Origin of the sequence: Rothia sp. HMSC065B04, from assembly GCF_001812285.1 — a bacterium.
Classification (GTDB): Bacteria; Actinomycetota; Actinomycetes; order Actinomycetales; family Micrococcaceae; genus Rothia; species Rothia mucilaginosa.
This window is the reverse complement of sequence record NZ_KV808406.1, coordinates 482,867-503,145: the sequence shown is the minus strand read 5'-3', so window position 1 is coordinate 503,145 and position 20,279 is coordinate 482,867. Positions and strand designations below refer to the sequence as shown.

At 58.8% G+C, this 20,279-nt stretch carries 19 protein-coding genes; 5 read left to right on the top strand and 14 right to left on the bottom strand.

The genetic code is table 11. The features are described 5' to 3' along the window. Window positions 1-30 precede the first annotated feature (30 nt). From HMPREF2845_RS02175 to modA, 7 genes are all read right to left on the bottom strand, one after another. Entirely contained in the window at window positions 31-1,224 is a 1,194-nt protein-coding gene (locus HMPREF2845_RS02175) for a ThiF family adenylyltransferase (protein WP_070633775.1), read from the bottom strand. 120 nt (window positions 1,225-1,344) lie between these two features. Further along, complete coding sequence (locus tag HMPREF2845_RS02170) at window positions 1,345-1,851, bottom strand: molybdenum cofactor biosynthesis protein MoaE (protein ID WP_049353350.1); 507 nt, start codon at window positions 1,849-1,851, stop codon at window positions 1,345-1,347. Next, a complete protein-coding gene (locus tag HMPREF2845_RS02165) occupies window positions 1,841-2,359 on the bottom strand; it encodes a MogA/MoaB family molybdenum cofactor biosynthesis protein (RefSeq protein ID WP_005508377.1) in 519 nt (172 codons plus the stop codon). The genes HMPREF2845_RS02170 and HMPREF2845_RS02165 overlap by 11 nt, the downstream gene beginning before the upstream one ends. Window positions 2,360-2,411: 52 nt before the next feature. Beyond that, entirely contained in the window at window positions 2,412-2,912 is a 501-nt protein-coding gene (gene moaC, locus HMPREF2845_RS02160) for a cyclic pyranopterin monophosphate synthase MoaC (protein ID WP_049353351.1), read from the bottom strand. Between the two features lie 108 nt (window positions 2,913-3,020). Further along, the gene (locus HMPREF2845_RS02155) at window positions 3,021-4,400 is read right to left on the bottom strand and encodes a molybdopterin molybdotransferase MoeA (protein ID WP_044150194.1); all 1,380 of its coding nucleotides are present in this window, start codon (window positions 4,398-4,400) and stop codon (window positions 3,021-3,023) included. A 124-nt stretch (window positions 4,401-4,524) separates the two neighbouring features. Then, a complete protein-coding gene (locus tag HMPREF2845_RS02150; RefSeq protein ID WP_049353352.1) occupies window positions 4,525-5,397 on the bottom strand; it encodes an ABC transporter permease in 873 nt (290 codons plus the stop codon). A gap of 43 nt (window positions 5,398-5,440) precedes the next feature. Continuing rightward, window positions 5,441-6,247: a molybdate ABC transporter substrate-binding protein gene (gene modA, locus HMPREF2845_RS02145; RefSeq protein WP_049353353.1), complete on the bottom strand. Its 807-nt coding sequence runs from the start codon at window positions 6,245-6,247 to the stop codon at window positions 5,441-5,443. Window positions 6,248-6,474: 227 nt separating this feature from the next. On the opposite strand from modA, the gene moaA reads away from it, so the two are divergent. From moaA to HMPREF2845_RS02120, 5 genes are all read left to right on the top strand, one after another. Continuing rightward, entirely contained in the window at window positions 6,475-7,686 is a 1,212-nt protein-coding gene (moaA, locus tag HMPREF2845_RS02140; protein WP_049353354.1) for a GTP 3',8-cyclase MoaA, read from the top strand. 104 nt (window positions 7,687-7,790) lie between these two features. Continuing rightward, window positions 7,791-8,057, top strand: coding sequence for a MoaD/ThiS family protein (locus HMPREF2845_RS02135; RefSeq protein WP_049353355.1), 267 nt, complete (start codon window positions 7,791-7,793; stop codon window positions 8,055-8,057). Continuing rightward, entirely contained in the window at window positions 8,057-8,749 is a 693-nt protein-coding gene (locus HMPREF2845_RS02130) for a molybdenum cofactor guanylyltransferase (RefSeq protein ID WP_049353356.1), read from the top strand. Before HMPREF2845_RS02135 ends, HMPREF2845_RS02130 begins: the two co-directional genes overlap by 1 nt. A gap of 141 nt (window positions 8,750-8,890) precedes the next feature. Further along, entirely contained in the window at window positions 8,891-10,204 is a 1,314-nt protein-coding gene (locus HMPREF2845_RS02125; RefSeq protein ID WP_070633774.1) for a molybdopterin molybdotransferase MoeA, read from the top strand. Window positions 10,205-10,340: 136 nt separating this feature from the next. Then, window positions 10,341-11,432 (top strand): LacI family DNA-binding transcriptional regulator, encoded by a 1,092-nt coding sequence (locus HMPREF2845_RS02120; protein WP_049353358.1) that lies wholly within the window; start codon window positions 10,341-10,343, stop codon window positions 11,430-11,432. Window positions 11,433-11,534: 102 nt separating this feature from the next. Here HMPREF2845_RS02120 and HMPREF2845_RS02115 read toward each other — a convergent pair whose 3' ends face one another. The 7 genes from HMPREF2845_RS02115 to HMPREF2845_RS02085 all read right to left on the bottom strand — a co-directional run bounded on the left by HMPREF2845_RS02115 (window position 11,535) and on the right by HMPREF2845_RS02085 (window position 20,229). Then, the gene (locus HMPREF2845_RS02115) at window positions 11,535-12,188 is read right to left on the bottom strand and encodes a GNAT family N-acetyltransferase (protein WP_070506953.1); all 654 of its coding nucleotides are present in this window, start codon (window positions 12,186-12,188) and stop codon (window positions 11,535-11,537) included. A gap of 274 nt (window positions 12,189-12,462) precedes the next feature. Further along, window positions 12,463-14,460 carry a PTS sucrose transporter subunit IIABC gene (locus tag HMPREF2845_RS02110; protein WP_070633773.1) on the bottom strand — a complete coding sequence of 666 codons (1,998 nt, stop codon included), beginning with the start codon at window positions 14,458-14,460 and terminating at the stop codon, window positions 12,463-12,465. Between the two features lie 242 nt (window positions 14,461-14,702). Continuing rightward, window positions 14,703-16,244 carry a glycoside hydrolase family 32 protein gene (locus tag HMPREF2845_RS02105; RefSeq protein WP_070633772.1) on the bottom strand — a complete coding sequence of 514 codons (1,542 nt, stop codon included), beginning with the start codon at window positions 16,242-16,244 and terminating at the stop codon, window positions 14,703-14,705. Between the two features lie 322 nt (window positions 16,245-16,566). Then, entirely contained in the window at window positions 16,567-16,941 is a 375-nt protein-coding gene (gene rplL, locus HMPREF2845_RS02100) for a 50S ribosomal protein L7/L12 (protein ID WP_005508362.1), read from the bottom strand. 156 nt (window positions 16,942-17,097) lie between these two features. Beyond that, window positions 17,098-17,628: a 50S ribosomal protein L10 gene (gene rplJ / locus HMPREF2845_RS02095; RefSeq protein ID WP_005504882.1), complete on the bottom strand. Its 531-nt coding sequence runs from the start codon at window positions 17,626-17,628 to the stop codon at window positions 17,098-17,100. A gap of 410 nt (window positions 17,629-18,038) precedes the next feature. Next, on the bottom strand, window positions 18,039-19,154 hold the full coding sequence (locus tag HMPREF2845_RS02090; protein ID WP_070633771.1) for an ABC transporter ATP-binding protein: 1,116 nt from the start codon (window positions 19,152-19,154) through the stop codon (window positions 18,039-18,041). Window positions 19,155-19,254: 100 nt separating this feature from the next. Further along, complete coding sequence (locus HMPREF2845_RS02085; RefSeq protein WP_070633770.1) at window positions 19,255-20,229, bottom strand: TDT family transporter; 975 nt, start codon at window positions 20,227-20,229, stop codon at window positions 19,255-19,257. Between the last annotated feature and the right edge of the window lie 50 nt (window positions 20,230-20,279).

Below are 20,279 nucleotides of genomic sequence, written 5' to 3'. Positions count from 1 at the left end.
CTTGCCTAATTCATGCGAAATAAGGGTGTTTTAGACCGTAAGCCAGGCGGAAATTCCCCCCTCAAGCATGTACACAGAACGCTCCTCCAGAGGCGCTATTTCACGAGCCGCTTCAACCGTTCGGGTGTATCCGGTGCAGTAAATAACGATTTTCTGGGCATTTGCGGGGATTTTACGCTCAATCAGGGCTTTGAGAGAGTCATTTCGAGCCGCTTCAAGCAATTCAGTGAGGGGCAGGTTAATGGCACCGTCAATCGCAAAGGCATTGAACTCCACCTGCTCACGGACATCCAAAAGGGCAATATTTTCACCCGATGACATCTTTTTAAGGTCCTGAGCGCTCATCGAGCGGGGTTTCGAGTCAGCAGAAGAGCTTGTAAAATCCTGAGAAATATTACGAATTGTTACATGATTTTTGGGCTTATGACTCGTTTCTTGGGGCAAAACAGCGCTTTTCTTAGGTACAGCTTGCACGCTAGCTACAAGAGGTATATATTCCCACCTTCCGCTTAATGCCGAATATAGGCCAACCTCACCCATGAGCGGCTCCCCCACCCCGGTCAGCAGCTTCACTGCCTCCATGGCCATCGCAGCACCCACCACGCCAGCCATAGCACCCACCACGCCAGCAGTACTACACGACGGCACGCTACCGGCAGCAGGAGCATGAGGGTACAAATCCTCATACACCGGACCGCGACCAGCCCAAAACACACTCAGCTGCGCATCAAAACCAAGAATCGCAGCCCATACATGCGCAATTCCAGCACGCGCAGCCGCCGCCGACACCACATAACGCGACTCGAAATTATCGCTACCATCCAGCACCAGGTCAGCACCAGACAGAAGCTCATCAACATTCACCTCCGTCAAACGCTCACACACAGGCACAACCTCAATAAAAGGATTCAGCGAGCGCAAAGACTCTGCGGCAGACTCAGCCTTAGAATTACCCACTCTGGCGTGCGTATGAATCACCTGGCGGTGCAGATTCGAGGCATCCACGACGTCATCATCAACCACCACAATCTGACCGACCCCGGCACCCGCCAGGTACAGCAGCGCGGGAGCACCCAAACCGCCAGCACCCAGCACCACCACGCGTGCGCGTTTGAGCGCCAGCTGAGCCTCGTAGCCCATTTCGGGCAGAATCAGCTGACGAGAATAGAACGCACGCTCAGCGGCAGAGAGCTCGCTCGCGCTACGAGAGGTGTGAGAAGACATAGGGGTTCCTCGCATCAAATAGTAGAGATGGTTTGAATTTTAGGGGTCCAAGCTTCAAGGAGAATAAGCCTGCCCGAGAGAAATCCCCCTGACAGGCTTATATTCAGAATATTCAGAAGGCTAGACGGACGAAGTATCCACGCCAACCCACTCGATGCTTCCATCGAGCAGTTCCTGTTCCTTCCAAATCGGCACGCGAGCCTTCACCCGGTCAGCCACCAGCTCGCAGGCATCAAACGCGCGACCACGGTGAGCAGCCGCCGCCATCACGGTCAGAGCCGACTCGCCAATAGCAATCGGACCCACGCGGTGCACAGCCCACAGACGCACGCCATCCAGCTCGGCGGCAACCTCAGCGGCAACCTCGGCAATATACTCACGAGCCTGCGGATGCTCGCTATAGGACAGCCCGCGTACCGCACTACCGTGATCGTGGTTGCGCACAATGCCGTCGAAAATTACCAGGGCACCCATAGCGTCGGTCATGACCTCAGCCTTAGCCGCCGCGTACAGCGGCTCGAGGGGCGCCTCCGTAATATCGGTGAACACCACGGTCGAGCCGCTCGGCTCAGCACCGTGCGCGCCCGAGTGGTCCAGGGATTCTTCCTTCTGCGGCTTAGTGGTCATGGTAGTCCTCCATCTGACGGCAAATGTGCTCAACAAGCGGGTCGAGGGTCGCCACGCCGTCCTTCACGCCACCGCGCGAACCGGGCAGGGTCATCACGAAGGTACGGTCAATGACGCCCGCCACGCCGCGTGAAAGCACCGCCGCAGGAACGTTCTTCAAACCGTTCATCCAGAAGGCATGCATAATGCCGGGAACTTCCTTATCCAGGTGAGGGCGAACCGCCTCCACGGTCTGGTCATCAGAGTTCAGACCGGTACCGCCGCTGGTCAGGATGAACGTCGGCAGGTTACCGTTCTTCTTGCCCTCGGCCACCAGGGTGTTGAAGTACTCGACAATATCGCGATCTTCAATGACCACGGCGTCCGGGGTGTCAAAGCCGCGCGAGCGCAACCACTCCACGGCGATGGGACCGGACTTATCCTCGTACACGCCGCGGGCTGCGCGGGTGGAGGCGACAATGACCAGGCCGGTGAGGTTCTCCGGCATGGTGTAGTCTTCGCTACTCATTGGAATTCCTTTTCTGTATCTATCAGGTGACGAGGGGGTGTGCCGCCGTAGCTTAGGAGTTATCGCGGACGGACCAGTCGCCGGACTTGCCGCCGCTCTTCTCCAGAACACGGATATCGGTGATGACGGCGTGCTTATCGACTGCCTTAATCATGTCGAAAACGGTCAGCGCTGCCGAGGAGACGGCGGTGAGCGCCTCCATCTCTACGCCGGTGACGCCGCGGGTCTTCACGGAAGCCTCAATACGCACGAAATCAGTGCCGCGCTCAAAGTCCACCGTGATTTTGCCCAGGGGCAGCGGGTGACAGAGGGGAATGATTTCCGGGGTGCGCTTAGCGCCCATGATGCCGGCAACACGTGCAACCGGAAGCGCGTCACCCTTGGGCAGGTCAGCGTCAAAAATCATGGCGATAACATCTTCGCGGGTGCGCACGGTCGCCTCAGCCAGAGCGGTGCGGGTGGTGACCGACTTCTCCGTAACGTCCACCATGTGCGCCGAGCCGTCGGCGCGCACGTGGGTCAGTTCCTGGTTGGGCTGCGAGGTAGAGGTCATCGTTTCTCCTGGCTTCAGCGCGGTATTCTTCTGCCGCGAATCGTTACTTAGTATGAGTCTCAATTATTCCTTGTCGTTCACGCAAGGAAGAACGCGGGTGTGTTTCGCTTAGTTATCGGTGAGGCGAATGCGGTGGTAGGGCACTGCCTCTCCCCCGGTGTAGGTGGTTCCGGGCGCCAGCTCGATGAGCACGTCCGCCTGGGCGGCGCGGTGCAGCAGGTGCGAGCCTGAGAGGACGTCCGGGTAGAGCTCCACCCGGTAGGTTCCGGGTTCCACCTCGACCATGGCGAGGGTGCCGCGCAGGAACTGGCGTTTGGCCGCCGGTGCGGTGAGCGGGGTTTCGGTGACGAGCACGCCTCGCGGTGCGTTATTCAAGGTCGCTTGTTCGGAGGCGACCGCGTAGGGCACACCGTAGGGACCGCCAGCACGCAGGTAGGGGCGCAGAATCAGCGCGTACGAGATGAGCGTGCTCACTGGGTTTCCGGGGAAGGAGATCATGGGCACGCGGTGGCCCTTGAAGTCGAGCAGGTTCACGCCCTGGGGGCCGCCGGGCTGCTGGCTGACGTGGCCAAACCAGGAGACGGGCACCAGAATATCGGCTTCGTGTGCCTTGGCGATGGCGTTACGGACCACCTCGTATTTGCCGTGGCTAATACCACCCGAGGTGATGATGATGTCCGGTTTGAAGCTCTCGTACTCTGCTACGAGGCGGTGCACCAGCTCTACCGGGTCGTCACCGATAGCGATGCGGCGCACCTCCGCTCCGTCTTCGCGGAGCATGGCGGTGAGCATGGGTCCGTTGGCGTCAAAAATCTGGCCCTGGCCAAGTTCCTGAGTGGTGGCGCTTCCATCTTCTTCAACGCCGGAGAGGATCTCGTCGCCGCCGGTGCACACGAGCACGCGAGGACCAGCCGCAACGGTCAGGCGTGCGTAGCCCTGGGATGCGAGCGCACCAAGCATGGCGGGGGTGATGCGTTCACCGGCGCGTGCGAGGACCTGGCCGGTGACGACGTCTTCGCCGCGGCGGCGCACGAATTGTCCGGGCTTGCCGGGGGCGAGTTTGACCTTTTCGCTGGGGCGGCCGAAGGACTCGGGTAGGTCGGGATATTCGATGCGTTCAGACTGTTCGACGGGGATGACGGCGTCGTAGCCCTTAGGCATGGGCGCGCCGGTCATGATGGGGTAGGTCAGGTCGTCAGAGGAGCGGGAACGTTGGAGGGGGCGGCCAGCGGGGATTTCGCGTCCGACGGTGAAGATGCGGTCTTCGCGTTCTGCGGCTTCGGCGGTGAGGGCGTAGCCGTCCATTTGGGAGTTGTCGAAGCTGGGTACGTCCATGCGTGCGGTGACGTCTTGGGCGAGGATGCGTCCTGCCGCGTGGTAGAGGGGAACCGTTTCTGCGGTGCCGATGAAGACTTCGCGCAGCAGTAGCGCCAGGTAGGCGCGGTATTCCTCGGTGCTGGGGGTTCCGTTGAATTCGGGGGCAATCATGGCGGTTCCAATCGTGCGGCGGCGGTTATGACTAGTGTAGGTGTGTTTTTGTGGGCTGGTAAATGCAGTTTCGCCTAAGGACCGGTATGTGCCGGCCGGTATGTGGGGCAAGTGACGAAGCGGCTTATCGGGTGCTTTCGCGTAGTTTTTTGAGGGCACGGATCAGGCCGAGGACCCCGAAGATTCCTAAGTAGAGGCTGATGAGTATCAGGGCGCTTCCGAGGGCGCTGGGGATGTCGCTGCTGTTGATGGCTAGGTCGATGGCGAGGGGTATGGTTTGGGTTTTTCCTTGGACGTTGCCGGCGAAGGTGACGGTTGCGCCGTATTCACCAAGCGCTCGGGCGAAGGAGAGAAGGAAGGCGGTGGCGAGGCCGGGCGCGGCGAGGGGCAGGAGCACTTTGAAGGTGATTTCTGCGGGTTTAGCGCCTTCGACGAGGGCGATTTCTTCGTATTCGCGGGGAATAGCCTGCAGGGTGGTGACTGCGGTGGCAACGAAGAAGGGTAGGGCGACGAAGACCTGGGCGATAATCACCGCGTTGGGGGTGAAGGGGATGGAGATTCCTGCCTGGTAGAGGTAGGTGCCGATCATTCCCTTGCGTCCCCAGAAGAAGAGCAGCCCGAGGCCGGAAACAACCGGCGAGAGAATCACCGGGGTGTAGATGATGGCGTAGAGAACTGACCCGAATCGGTGCAGCCGCGAGCGGTTGAGCACTTTGGAGAGCACGAGCGCCAGGGGTGCACCGAGAAGCCCGCAGATGAGGGTGGAGGCGGCGGCAGTACTGAGGGAGAGGTTTGCCGCCCCGAGCACCTGCGGGGTGAAGATGCTGCCGAGCTGGTTCCAGGGGATATTGAGGAAGAGCCCGAGGAGCGGCCCGGCGATGAGGAAAACACCCAGCGACGCCGGAACCAGGAAGAGCACGGGCACGGAGGCGAAGAGCCTGCTTCCGGGTGTGCGTGAGGTTCCGGCGTTGCGATGGGTAGCGGTAGTGTCTGTCATGGGTGATGAGACGCGGGTTGTTCCCTACTGTGGCGGTGTTGAATTACTGTGCGGTGTTGAAGCCGTACTCGGTGAGGATCTTCTTCGCCTCGTCGGAGTTCTTCAGCCATTCGTTGAACTTCTTCGCGGTTTCGGAAGAAGAGCCGGTCTTGCTGAGCGCCGCGGGGTATTCGTTGCGTTCCACATCGGTCAGCTCGACGGAGCCGAGGTTGACGCCCTTCTTCTTGGCGGCGGCGAGGTCGGTGGTGTAGATGAAGCCCGCATCGGCGTTACCGGTGGTGACCTTGGTGGCTACGTCGGTGACCTTGCTTTCGGTGGTTGCGTTCTTGAGGGTGATGTCGTGCTTCTTCAGTTCCTGGTGGGCGATGGTGCCGCAGGGGACGTCTTCTTTGCAGACTGCGACGACGCCGTCGGTGGTCTTGAGGTCGTCGAGGCTGTTGATCTTGCCGGGGTTGCCTTCGGCGGTGACGAGAACGAGCTTGTTGGTGACCAGAACGTTGGTTTCGGAGTCGGAGAACTGGTCGAGTTTCTTTGCCTTGTCCATGTTCTTGGTGTCTGCGGTGATGAGCAGGTCGGGGGTTGCGCCCTGCTCAATCTGGTTGACGAGCTTTGCGGAGCCTTCGTAGACGAAGGTGACGTCCACGCCGGGGTTGGCGGCTTCGTATGCCTTTTCAAGGTCTGCACCTGCGTTGTTCAGGGAGGCGGCGGCAAAGACTTCGACCTTGCCGGAGCCAGCCTGGCTACTCGATGCGGAGGCAGTGGACGAAGAGGAGCTCTGGGTGGCGCCGCATCCGGTGAGGGCGAGGGTTGCGGCGGCGAGCGCGCTGAGGGCTGCGAGGGGGGTCTTCATGAAATTTGTTTCCTTGGTGGTTCGTACTCTTGCGGTGGTGAGGTGTTTTCCTGTTCGGGCTCTGTGTGAAGTTTTGTGTACACCCCTAGCTTGTACACGTTGTTTTCGTCACGTGGTCTGCGGTGGCGCAGTTGTAACTTACCCTGCACACACTATGTGCGGGGCGCCGGAACATGGAATAATCATATTGTCACCTGAAATATGCAAATTTTCCACATAGGTTTTACATGGCGTACACGGCAAATTCAGCTTCTTCTGAGCTCATTGCGGGCCCAATGTTAAGCACCTTATCTTCTGCGGAGGGTAACGGGGCTGCTTTTGTGACGCCCCAAAAATCTGAGAGTGGCGTAAAGGCCCAGCGTAAACTCCCGAATATTACGAACAGCGGTCCGCTCTTGGACCGTTGGGGTCGCGTGGCGACGGATCTGCGTATCTCTCTGACCGATAAATGTAATCTTCGTTGCATTTATTGCATGCCGGCGGATGGTTTGCAGTGGCTCCCGAAGGAGAATCTGCTCTCCGCCGAGGAGATCGCGCGCCTTGCCGATATTGCGATTACTGAACTGGGCGTTGAGGAGATCCGCTTTACCGGTGGCGAGCCGCTGGTGCGCGCCGATTTGGTGGACATTATTGCCCGTATCCATCAGGCGCATCCGGATGTTCCGCTTGCTATTACAACGAACGGTATTGGTTTGGAGAAACGTGCCACCGCCCTGGCGGAGGCTGGCCTGACCCGCATCAATGTTTCTCTGGATACGATTTGCCGTGAAACCTTTGCCGAGTTGACCCGCCGCGATAAGCTCGACGCCGTGCTCAAGGGCATCGATGGTGCAGCGGAGGCTGGCCTGTGGCCGATCAAGATTAATGCTGTGCTGATGCCGGGTCTGAATGATGATCAGGCTCCGGAGCTTCTGCGTTGGGCGTTGGCGGGCGGCTATCAGCTGCGTTTCATTGAGCAGATGCCGCTGGATGCTGATAACCGTTGGACCCGTGAGGGCACGATTACCGCCGCTGAGATTCGCGAGAAACTGTCGGCTGAGTATGTTCTGGGTTCGGTGGCGGAGGCGCGCGGCGACTCCCCCGCTCAGCTGTGGGAGGTGTACCCGCTCGGTACTGCCCTGGATGAGGCGGGCTTCCCTGCTGACGGTACCGAGTCGCTGGGCCGTGTGGGTATTATCGCCTCGGTCACGGAGTCGTTCTGCAATGCATGCACCCGCACCCGCCTGACGGCGGACGGTAAGATTCGTTCCTGCTTGTTCTCCGACACCGAGACTGATTTGATGCAGCTTCTGCGTTCCGGTGCTGACGATAAGCAGCTGGCTCTGCGCTGGCGTGAGGGCATGTGGTTTAAGCCGCGCGCCCACGGTAAGGAAGACGCTGACTTCGATATTGAGGAGTTCGCTAAGGCGAGCCGCTCGATGAGCGCTATTGGTGGCTAGGAAAGCCGCTGATTCATCAGCCGAAGGTGCGCGGATAAGGCTTTTTATTGGCATCTTGCGCCCGTGATTTTCGGCTGTCCCCTGACTTAGGATTGAGGAGCATTATGCAGGTTCATTTTTTCGCTGCCGCACGTTCTGCGGCGGGCACCACGCAGCTGTCGGTACCTTTGGCTGAGTTACCGTCGACAACTCTTGGCGCGCTCGTTGAGCATCTGGGTCAGAGCTTGGAGGGTACGACCCCGTCGGGTCTGACTCTTGCGCAGGTCATGGAGCAGTGCTCGTTCCTGGTCAATGGTGCCCGCTCGGATACGCAGGCGCCCCTGCAGGATGCCGACCGTGTGGACGTTCTGCCTCCCTTTGCGGGTGGATAATGCGGGCGGATAAAATGCCCGGTTCCGTGCCCCCTACTGAGGGCGATTTTTCGTGCGCCGCGGTCGTTGTTGCCGGAGGTGCTTCTCGCCGCCTGAACCACGTGCCGAAGGCGTCCCTGTCTGATGGTACGAATACTCTGCTGGATTGTGCTCTGGAGGCGGTGGCCGCCGCATCCCCGCGCGTGGTGGTGGGTCCTGAGAGCCTACCCTTGCCGTCGGGGGTGTTGCGTACTCGTGAGGATCCGCCGTTTTCGGGTCCTGCCGCGGCGATTCATGCCGGTTTGGAGTGCATTGCGGCCGATTGCGAGCGCTCGCAGATTCCTGTGCCCGACTGGTGCCTGATTTTGGGTGTGGATACTCCGCGTATTGCCCCGGCGGTTCAACAGCTGATTGCCGCCGCGCGGGCTGCCGATCAGGCTTCTGTAGGGCAGTCAGCCCCCGCTGGTTCTGAAGCTTCTGCAGGTTTCTGGGGGGTCTCTGAGGGCATCTATCAGCCGCTGGTTGGTATCTACCGTTTTGAGGCGATCCGTTCGGTCTTTTCGGCCGGCACCACCAACGCTTCTGTTCGTTCTTTTTTGCGTCGTCTGAACCCTACTGCGGTTCAGATGTCTGCCGCTGATACCGCCGATGTTGATACGTGGGAGCAGGCGCAGGCGCTGGGTTATACGACGTCGCTTTGGTCAAGCTATTAGTAGCTGAGCTACCGCAGTGTGATATTAGGGCCTGACTACGAGTACCCTAGGTGATAAGTCTTGGCTTTAGATACCGTGTACATGTAGCGTTTTTGAGCTCGCGCGCTGTTGCGCGTCCCGCACACACTTTTACGAGGTACGATGTCTCACCATATTCCTTCTGTTTCGTGGCAGCAGGCCCGCCAGATTTTGCATGAGCAGGGCCTGGAGATTGCACACCATGTGAAGACGGAGTCTTTGCCGCTGCTGGCGACAATTGACCACTATTTGGCGGATGATGTTTATTCGATGATGCCGGTGCCCCACTATAGCTCCTCGGCGATGGACGGTTACGCTGTGGCGGGTGCACCTCCGTGGCGTCTGGTGACTCCGGCGTATCCGGAGGATTCTCGCGCTAATATTCACCGTCTGACGGTGCCGATTGTTCCGGGTGAGGCGACCCCGATTCTGACGGGCGGTTTAATCCCGGAGGGTGCCGAGGCGATTGTGCGTGAGGAGCATTCCCGCCTGTATGAGGGTGCGGAGGGTTCTTCGCGTCCGGGCATGGGTTCCCATTTGGAGACTCAGGCGAGCATTCATTACTTGGATATGGCGGAAGGTTTTGAGCCTCCGGCACCGGGTGCTGATATTCGCCATGCTGGTGCTGAGCTGGAGCGTGGCGAGCTGTTGGCGCGCCACGGTGACCGTGTGTCTGCTCGTATGGCTGCGTTTTTGGGCACGAATGGTTTTGATGAGTTGCCGGTGTATGCTCCGATTCCGGTGCGTTGCGCGTTTACGGGTAATGAGGTCATTACGTTTGGTGTGCCTGCGCCGGGTCAGGTGCGTGATGCGTTTGGCGGCTTTATGGAGCATGCGATTATTTCTGCGGGCTGCGAGGCGCGCCCTTCAATTCGTCTGGCGGATGTTGAGTCCGAGTTCCGCACATTCTTGTCTACGTCGACGGCTCGTGTGCTGGTGTTTACGGGCGGGTCAAGCACCTCGGGTGTTGATTTGGTGCGTAAAGTGCTCAACGATATGGGCGCAACCTATCTGTTTGAGTCGGTGGATGTGCGTCCGGGTCATCCTGCGTTGGCTGCGCGTTTGCCGGTTCCGGAGACGGGCCCGAATTCGGGTCGTGAGCGTTTTGTGTTGGGTCTTCCGGGTAATCCTTTGGCTGCGTACACGGCTTTGTATTCGTATTTGCCGCCGCTTTTGGCTGGTATGAGGGATATGCCTCTTCCTGAGCTGGATTCAGCGGTTCTGGGTGATCCGGTGGATACTTTGCGTAAGCCGGCGGGGGCTCGTCTGCTTCCGGTGTCGGTGCGTGATGGCGTGGCGTATCCTCTGCCGAAGTCGGCGTCGCATATGTTGTCCTCGTTGGCGGCGGCTACTCACTGCGCGGTGTTGGATGATTCTTCGGTGCGGGGTTCTGCCCATGAGGTGGGGGCTCGCGTTCCGATTATTCCGGTGCTGTAGACCGGTACGATAAATCGGTGCGTTTGACAGCACAGGGGAAAAGCGTTTTTTCTGGTTTTTGAGGCCACGTTAGCCCCCGTGAAGAAGGTATAGTAGAGAGATATGTCAATCGTTTAGCATAACGAAGGGAGCCCCCATGGCAAAGCCCAAACTCAGCGACGTTGCAGCCCTAGCGGGCGTCTCCCCGACCACAGTCTCCCGCGTACTCAATAACCGCGGCTACCTGAGCGAAAATACCCGCACCAAGGTCCACGACGCGATGCGGGAACTCGGCTATCGACCCAATGCCATCGCCCGCAGCCTGCAGGGTCAGCGCTCGCAGATGGTGGGCCTCATCTTCCCCACGGTTGCGAACCCCTTCTACGGGGAGATGGTGTACCGCCTCGAAAGCTACCTTGCCGAAGAGGGCTACCGGGTCATTCTCTGCAATAGCGACGATCATCCCGAGCAAGAGAAGCGCTACCTGGAGATGCTCTTCTCCAATCAGGTGGACGGCATCATCAGTGGCGCCCACTCAGACGCGCTGGTTAACATTCCGCATGCACAGGCTCCCCTGGTGACCGTAGACCGTCTCGAAAGCGGTTTCTACCCGAATATTCGCTCCGATAACTACGGAGGTGCCCGCGCCGCCACGGAGCACCTCATCGCCACGGGTGCGCAGAATATTGTGCACGTAACTTCTACCCTGGGTGAGCACAATGAGCGTCAGCGAGGCTACCGTGAGGCAATGCTTGAGGCGGGGCTCATACCGGAGTTCGTGGAGCTGGGCTTCCGCCCTTCGCTGGGCATTAAGCGTGAGGTGCTCTACCGCTACCTGGATGAGCGTGCCGATAGCCCCGAGCCGGTGGACGCGGTCTTCGCCTCCAACGATAATTACGCCGCACTCACCCTGGGCTGGGCGCGTGCTCGAGGCATCCGTGTTCCTGAGGATTTCCAGGTGATTGGCTATGACGGCACGCAGAGCGTTCAGTTGCTCATGCCGGAACTGGCGACCGTGGTTCAGCCGATTGAGGGTATAGCGAAGCGTACCGCGCAGCGCCTGCTGGAGTTGATTGAGATGCAGCAGGGAGAATCTACTGAGGAAGATGCTCCCCCAAACAGCCAGCCCCCGATAAGCCAGCCTGAGGATGTACTCCCCGTTGAGCTCCATCTGGGGGCTACGGTGCGTTCCATCCCAGATCTGGATCAGATTCAGCCTGATATGTCTGCCCCGGATGAGCTCCAATAAGAATCTCGTCTTCTGAGAATAAAAATCCGCCCCACCGTGCGAGTGCTCACGGTGGGGCGGATTTTGCATATACATTTATCGGTTTTGTGCGCGTCCGGAAGTTTAGGAGGTGCGCTGCACAATCTCGGTGGGACCGGTGCCGGGGTAGACCATACCAACGGCGTGTGCCTTGGAGAAGATTCCGTGGAGCGGGCCGAGGGAGAAGAATCCGCGGCGCTCATAGAGACGGGCACTATCGTAGGTCGATGCTTCGAGGTAGGCGGGGTAGTCGCCGATGCGTTCGGTACCGTAATCGAGTAGCTGCGAGCCGATGCCGCGGCCTCGGTACTCTTCAAGAACACCAATGTTGAAGAGGTACCAGTGCTTGTACGCGGGGCGGTACTTGAGCAGGTGTAGCTCCATCAGGATTGCCTTCAGCAGAGTCTTGCAACCGAGAGCCTTGTAGTAGGCACCAAACTGCTTGAGCTCGTTAGCAAAGGAACCTTCGTGAGATTCGGGGGTGTTCCAGAGGCAGACACCCACAATCTTGCCGGTGGAGTTATCAATAGCGATGTCGATACGTCCGCGGCCCTGGAAGTTGCCGTAGACCTGCAGGGTCATGATTGCGCGGAGCTTGGCAAGTTCCTGTCGGCGGCTACCGCCTGCGATGACTGCCATCATGGCGGGATCTCCGTCGAATGCGGCAATCAGCACCTCGAGCGCATCTGCATATTCATGAGACTCGGCGGTGCGGACGGTATAGGAAGCTGAGGTCATATTCACCCTTTACAAAAGCTTGAAACTATACATAAATATTAGCTGGATTATTCACTCCTGGCTAATAAATTCTGCCTTATCAAGACATTTTTCATAGCCATGCATCGAATGTGTGCCAGCTTATATTGCACCAATATGCATAAATTTTACGAATATTTATTCATGTTATTTTTGCATTACTTTGCAGGAAAATTTGAACACCCCGCACCAGCTCTAGGAAGAGCGGTACGGGGTGTACATCACGTTGAGGTTATCTACTCACTAAGAGTGCAGACTATGCGTTAGCCTTTGCCTTCAGTGCAACCTTCAGGAGTGAATCTGCGCTGGTGACAGATGTGCCCGAAGCCTGGACATCCTCAACCGAGGCAGCTGCCTTCTTGGCATTGGTAATCACCATGGGGGTTGCCAGCGGGTAGCCTGCCGCCTTGATGGCGGGAATATCGAACTCGGCGATGACGTCGCCGCGCTTAACGGTGTCGCCCTTAGCAACCTTGGGCTCGAAGTGCTTGCCGTCGAGCTCAACGGTGTCCATGCCGATGTGCATCAGCAGATCCAGGCCATCCTCGGTGCGCAGACCGTATGCGTGGCCGGTGGGGAATGCAACGGTAATCTTGCCGTCAGCCGGCGCGTAGAGCTTACCTTCGGTGGGCTCCACTGCGGTGCCTGCACCCAGTGCGCCGGAGGAGAAGGTGGGATCCTTGACGTCAGCCAGCAGAACCACGGAACCGACCATATGGGAGCCGATTTCGACGCTCTCGCCAGCCTCAGTTGCTACAGCGGCAGCGGGAGCTGCAGCAGCTGCTGCGGGAGTAGCGGGAACAGGAGCGGCGGGTGCCTCAGCCTCCTCAGTGTTGCCAGCCTCAACCTTCTTACCCCAGATGAAGGAGGCAACGAAAGCGATGACGGTGGTCAGGATGAGGCAGCCGAAGAAGCCAGGAATACCAGCGCCAACAGTCGGTTCAATCGAGGGGAAGCCAAGGTAACCAGCGGCGCCAAGCTTACCCGCCTTAATTCCAAGAATAGAAGTAAACATCGAACCAATACCCGCGGAGACGATTGCAATGTAGAAGGGCCAGCGCAGAGCCAGGTTCACACCAAACATTGCGGGCTCGGTAATGCCGAGGAATGCGGAGGGTGCAGATGCCGAAGCAATACCCTTGATCTTCTTGTTCTTGGTGGTCAGTGCGACACCGGCTGCGGCAGCGCCCTGAGCCACGTTAGACATGGAGGCAACAACGAAGATGAAGGAACCGCCGGTTGCCCACAGGCTCATCTCGATGGGCGGGAATGCCTGGTGCATACCGGTCATCACGATGAATGCGTAGAAGGTACCGAAGATCAGACCACCGAGCGGGCCGGCAACGGTGTAGAGCCAGTTAATACCTTCACCCAGCCAGGTACCCAGCTGGAACATCGGCGGGCCGACCAAGATGAAGGTCAGGAAGCCGGTGATAAGGATGGTGAGGGTCGGGGTGAAGATGAAGTCGATGGTGCCCTTGAGGACCTTGTGGAAGAACTTCTCAATGTGGGACAGGATGAAGGCAACCAGCATGATGGGCAGCACGGTACCCTGGTAGCCCGCCTGCTGGACCTGCAGGCCGAAGAGGTTCCAGTACTTCATCGGTTCGCTACCCTCGGCACCTGCCAGAGAGGCAGCGACATTGTAGCCGTTCATCAGTGCCGGGGAGACCATTGCGGCACCCATGGTCATGCCCAGGTAAGGATTACCGCCGAAGACCTTGGTTGCGGAGAAGCCAACCAGCACGGGCAGGAAAGCGAAGGGAGCTGCGGAGAGCAGGTTGACGATGTCCGCGAAGTCAGCCCATTCCGGGTAAAGTTCAATAACTGCCTGGGGACCAAAGATACCCTTGGAAGTCAGGAGGCTATTGAGCGCCATCAGCATACCGCCACCGACCAGCACCGGAATCAGCGGAACGAAGATGTCAGCAATGGTCTTGATGAAGCGGGAGACAATGTTGCCCTGCTTCGCGGCGATGCTCTTGAGGTCGTCCTTGGACGCCTCGGGTGCGCCAGCGGCGATAAGGTGCTTGTGCACCTCGTTGACGTCGCCGGGGCCGACGATGATCTGGAACTGGCCAGCATTGAGGAAGCTACCCTTGAGGTCTTCGTCGTTGTCGATTGCTACCTGGTCGACCTTGTCCTGGCTCTTCAGGACGAGGCGAAGGCGGGTTGCGCAGTGTGCGGCTGCAACGATGTTGCCGGTGCCACCGACGTCCTTCAGCACGCGCTGTGCCACTGACTTGTGGTCCACGCTCGCTCTCCTTTGTTTGGAGCACCACCGTATGATGCTTTGTGAATGGGGTGGGGTGACATGTCTGTGTGTGCATGTCATGCATATGTCATACGTTTGACATATCGGATGTAAAACATGGTATCACGGGAAAGTTCTTAAAAGCGAGGGCCCACCCTCCACACGGAAAGTGAGCCCTCAGACATATTCAGAAATTACCGGAAACCACCCGTGCGGGCGGCTCCTAACGCTTAGAAAACGGCTTAGAGACGGCCATACTCCAGGGACAGCACCTCGCCACCGGTCAGGCGGACGCGGCGTTTATCGCCCTTGAAGAAGGTGCGAGCGGTCATGACCTCAGCGCCCATGGATGCGACCAGCTTGCCACCCACGTACAGTTCGGTAGCCGAGCCGTCCACGAGCAGGTCAAACTCGCGAATCTTCGAACGCTTCAGGGTACGGCGGCGCAGGCTACCGCCCTCGGTGTAGCGGGTACCGCCACGGTCCATCTGCACAAAGTCCTTATCCAGCACAATGCTCAGAGCCACGCCGTGAGTGTCCTTAATCTTCAGCTTCACGCGCTCATCAGAGACGTTCACGCGGCCACGCAGACGGAAGGTCAGGGCGTTCTTCAGCTCCACGAGCTTGCCCTTCTCCTCCTCACGGTACAGAGGCTTCATCTCCATCGCGTCATTCAGCTGCGGAACCGGACGCTGGAAAATCTTGCCGTTACGCAGGTGCAACTCACGCGGGTAGGTGAACATGTGCACCCAGCGGTGACTCCACGAGGGCAGGTCGTCCTGGGCTGCGTTACCCAGCCACGCAATCATCACCGGGGCATCGCCGCTCACGGTGTGGGGTGCCTTCGGGTCAGCAGTCAGGCCGGTACCGGAAATGGTCTGCGAAGCGTAGAACTCGAAACCTGCATCCAGCTCGGTGAAGGGGGTCTCCACGGTGAACTTGAGGGTCTCGTTATCCAGCGAACCAACAATGTAGCCGCTCTGGAAAATGTTGTTGTACTTCTCGCCGAGGGGCTCCATGCCCTGCGGGCTGAAAATCAGCACGTCGCGGATTTCGCCGGTCAGCTCATCGCGCATGCTCAGCAGGGAGGGGCACTCGTACATGTAGGTGCCCTTGAGGGTCTTGTCCTTGATGCCCAGCTCGCCGCGGAAGGTCCACTCGCGGCGATCCTTGGAGGTGTACACGACCACGGCACCGGTCAGGTCCTCACGCTGAGCACCAATAACCATCCACCATTCGCCGTTACGCTCAAAGACGTGCGGATCGCGGTAGTGTGCAGTGTAGCCCTTTGCGGGGCCGGAAATCAGCGGGGGCAGCTGACGGGTCGGCTTCGCGTCCTCACCCGCAGTTGCGAGAATCTGGTAGGTTTCGCGGTTGCCCTTTTCGTCCTTCACGTTACCGGTATAGAAGAACTCGAAACCGCCGGGAACCTTAATACCGGAGCCGGAGTAGCAGCCGTGCGAGTCGTAGCGGCTATCGGGAACCAGCGCGGTACCCTCATCGGTCCAGTGGGTCAGGTCCTCGCTCACCGCATGACGCCAGTAGACCATACGCTCCGGGTGCAGGGGCGAGTACTGGTAGAAGGCGTGATAACGCTTACCATCGAAGACCAGGCCGTTCGGGTCATTCAGACGGCCCACGGGAGGCGCCAGGTGTAGAGCCGGGTAATCGCGGTCTTCACGAACACCGGCACCGAAAGCGTCCAGGACCTGCTGTGCTTCAGCCGCCAAGTCGCGGGCGGGTCGCTCGGTTGCGCTCTTCTTCTTTTTCTTCTGCTCGCTCATGTCTATCAGCTTTCGTGCAAAGGAATGTCTGGGTTGTCTCATCCCATCATACGGCACCTCTGACCCGTTGCCGGGCTCTAGGAGAGTGGCACCACAGTGCTCTCAGCCTCTCTCACCCGGGGCACAGGGTGGTCACAGCGGCTTATACCGCCACCTGCCGAATATGTAGCGCATACCCCGTTTGCTACAGGAGAAAAGAGCGGACACGGCAAAGCCCTGAACCTCCCCAGTCTTCATACCGGGCGGGTTCGGGGCCGTTAAATGCCGCGAGGCGGCACATCCGATGGATGCACCGCCCGCGTAAGAATCGAGAAGAAGTCGATTACTTGAGGGTGATGGTTGCGCCAGCAGCCTCGAGCTGCTCCTTAGCCTTCTCAGCGTCTTCCTTGGAAACGCCCTCGAGCAGAGCCTTGGGAGCGCTGTCAACCAGGTCCTTTGCTTCCTTCAGGCCGAGGGAGGTCAGGGCACGAACTTCCTTGATCACTGCGATCTTCTTGTCGCCAGCGGACTCCAGGACAACGTCGAACTCGGACTTCTCTTCAGCAGCCTCGCCTGCTGCGCCGCCTGCTACAACTGCAACGGGAGCAGCTGCGGTGACGTCGAACTCTTCCTCGAATGCCTTGACGAACTCGGAAACCTCAACGAGGGACAGTTCCTTGAATGCTGCAATGAGTTCTTCGATGGACAGCTTAGCCATTGTTTGGCTCCTTCACTATCTGGTGCGGGCTGACGCCCGCGGTGTAAATCTTCAGTACCTACCCCGAAAGGGTCGGTCAAATTTAGGGTGCGTTACACGCTATTCGCGTTCACGCTGCTGAGTATCTCAGCGCTGGTGCAGTAGCACGAAAGGGGCTTATGCCTCTTCCGAAGCCTCCTCGGCAGCAGCGGGAGCTGCGCCTTCCTGCTCCTCCAGCTTGACGCGCAGTGCGTCCACAACCTGTGCGATGCGTGCGATGGTAGCCTTTGCACCACCTGCAACCTTGGACAGCAGAACCTCGCGGGATTCCAGGTCAGCGTAGCGCTTGACGTCGTCCTCGGTCAGAGCGGCACCTTCGTAGTAACCGTTCTTCACAATCAGCTGGGGGTTAGCCTTGGCAAAGTCACGCAGGCCCTTAGCAGCATCGATCAGGTCGCCCTTGATGAATGCCAGTGCGGAGGGACCCTGGAGGTGGCCTTCGAATGCGTCGATGCCAGCTTCCTTAGCTGCGATAGCAGCCAGCGTGTTCTTCACCACGGCGTATTCGGTCTCTGCACCGAGTGCGCGGCGCAGCTCCTTGAGCTGTGCAACAGTGAGACCGCGGTATTCGGTCAGGATGACTGCGTTCGAAGCTTCGAAGAGTTCCTTCAGCTCGGATACTGCAGCGATCTTTTCCTGAGTCGCCATGGTAGTTCCTTCTTCCGATTCTTGTAAGGTCGCCGGTAGAGCCTCGAAGCATTTATTGCAAGCAATAAAAAATGCCCCGACGCGTAGGCGTACGAGGCACGATAGACGGCACCCTAAATCAGGGTAACGACTATTCACTTCGAGTTACCTACGCGGGCGGCGATTTCTAGTGAAATCTGCTCTTATCAGAACTCTGTTCTTCGTCTCCATCGAGGTGGCGATAAAGGACATAGTTCTAGACCGGCGGTCTTTGGTTCATTCATCATCTCAGGTTAAAGCCCGAGTCGCAAGTTAAAACAAGAAATTAATGAGATTAAGCGGGGTTAATCACTTAAAGCCCCTCCTTAAGCCGATTAACCCGCACTTTCTCCCACCTAAAAGGCCCGGCTGAAAAACCCAGAAACCGTGTTCTAGAGGTAAAAACGCTTTCCGCCTGAGAACAAGAAGCAACGCTCCGCCGCCACACCCAGGTGCACCCGCTCCCCAATACTTAGGGAGGAGCCGCCCTGCGCATCCGAGATAAAGAACTCAAGCTCCTGACCGGCACGCACTCGGGCACTCAACTCAGAATCCGCCGAAGCCCGTCGAGATTCCAGAGGTAGGGACACCGCCTCTAACAGACGCGCACGGTACAGCATGCCACCCACCAGATGGCGGCTGCCAAGCACCTGCACCGGCAGAGCATGAGCAGCGTCTGCTGCCACAGGGCACAGCGCGGTCGCACGAATCGCCAGCTCACACCCGGCAGGAAGCGACTCCGAATCCTCAAGAGCCAAAAGGTTCAGCGCGGGCGCCGCCAAAAGCTTCGCCACCTGCAGAGTATGCGGATGCGCCAGCAACCGCCCCGGAGTGTCCACCTGCACCAGGTAGCCAGCATCCATCACCGCCACACGCTGCCCCAGCATGAGCGCCTCGTTCTGATCATGGGTCACGTACAGGCCCGTAAAACCGTAACGCTCATGCAGGCGCACAATATCGGCGCGGATACTCGCGCTCATCTGCTCATCCACACTCGCCAGCGGCTCATCAAAAAGAACCACCGGGGCACGACGAATCAAAGCACGCGCAATACCCACACGCTGCGCCTGACCACCCGATAGCTGCGAGGGCTTACGAGACTCCAACCCCTCAAGCTTCAGAGCCTCCAGCAACTCACGGTAGTAGTCCGCGTCAACCCGACCGGCGAACGCGCCCAGCCGGGTCGGGAACAGAATATTGTCCTTCACGCTCAGATGCGGGTACAGAATAGGGCGCTGAAACACCACACCCACCGAGCCGCGCTCCAGAGGCTGACCGGCATAAGTCACCCGACCGGCGCTCGGCTCCTCCAAACCGGCAATAATACGCAGCAGAGTGGACTTACCCGTACCGGAAGAACCCACGAGGGAAATCAGCTCGCCGGGGTGCACATCCAGGTCAATCTCATTCAGAACCGTCGTATCAGTGCCAAAGGTCTTAGCGACACCTCGAATACGCAGGCCTTCAAAAGGCTCCGCCGCGGCAGAAGAATAGGATGCAGAAGTCATTCCCCCATTATCGCCGAAACTTGTGCCCGGCACGGGTGCAGAAGATAAGCACCGTCATAAAACAGCGCGCGAGCCTCGCGCCAGAATCTCATTGAGCACCCTAGCTCGGTCGTACCAGCAAACGCCCCTTCAACACCAAATGCAGCGTACCCACCCACAGGAAAATGAGGAAAGCCGTACCCGCCACCGTTAGCGCAGGACCCACCAACCCCAGCGAACCAGCAGCCGTCAAGCGAATACCGCTCGCTGCCATGGAAGCCATACCGAACGAGAAACCCCACATGCTCATCGAGAAACCACCCTCAAGAGTCCACGGGAGCAAACGCATCAAGAAGAACAACTGCAGAATGCCATAACCGGTCAGCACCAGGAAGAACCAGTCCACCGTGCCGCCATTAGCCGCCAGGTACGCGTTACCACCCACAAAAGGCGGCGCCATCTGAATACCAATAATGCCGCGCTCCCCCTGAGGTAGCGGGGTCAGGGTTCGCAGGCGGCTCAGAATCGCGCCCTCAATGCTAAACCACGAAATCAGACCCGCGCCAAAGAAGAGCATCGCCATATCGTGCCAGCCCACAAATCCCATCGCCGTAGCAGTCGCAAAATTCGTCGCCACAGTCGGCAGATACAGCACAGGCGAGACTGCCTCAGGCGCATACCCACCACGCCACGTACCAGCGATACGATGAGACGCAAAATACAGCTGGCCCACAGCTCCCAACACAACCAAGGCCAGAGCCGAAACCTGAGCATAGGGGTAGAGAGCCGCCCCCACCTGCTCTGTCGTTGCCGGAACCAACGAAAAGAAGCAAGTACGTGCCGGATGCTCCCAAAAACTGCGCACCCACGCACGGTATTTCACCACCGAGTGAACCAGGAAACCCACAAGGAGCAACCACACCACAGCGTTAAAAGCCAGGATGCTCTCGCCCACCCATTCAGGTGCCATTCCCTTCGAGGCACCAGTACGCCAGGCAGCACCCAATGCACCGGTACCCAGCGCTACCGCAAAATAATTGACCGGCACGCTGAGGCCTCGACGGGCACTCCGCTCGCTCTGAAGGGAAGAAGGCATTGGGTTTTACCTCTCATGGTTGTAGGGCAGGTTGGGGGGGGGGGGGGGGG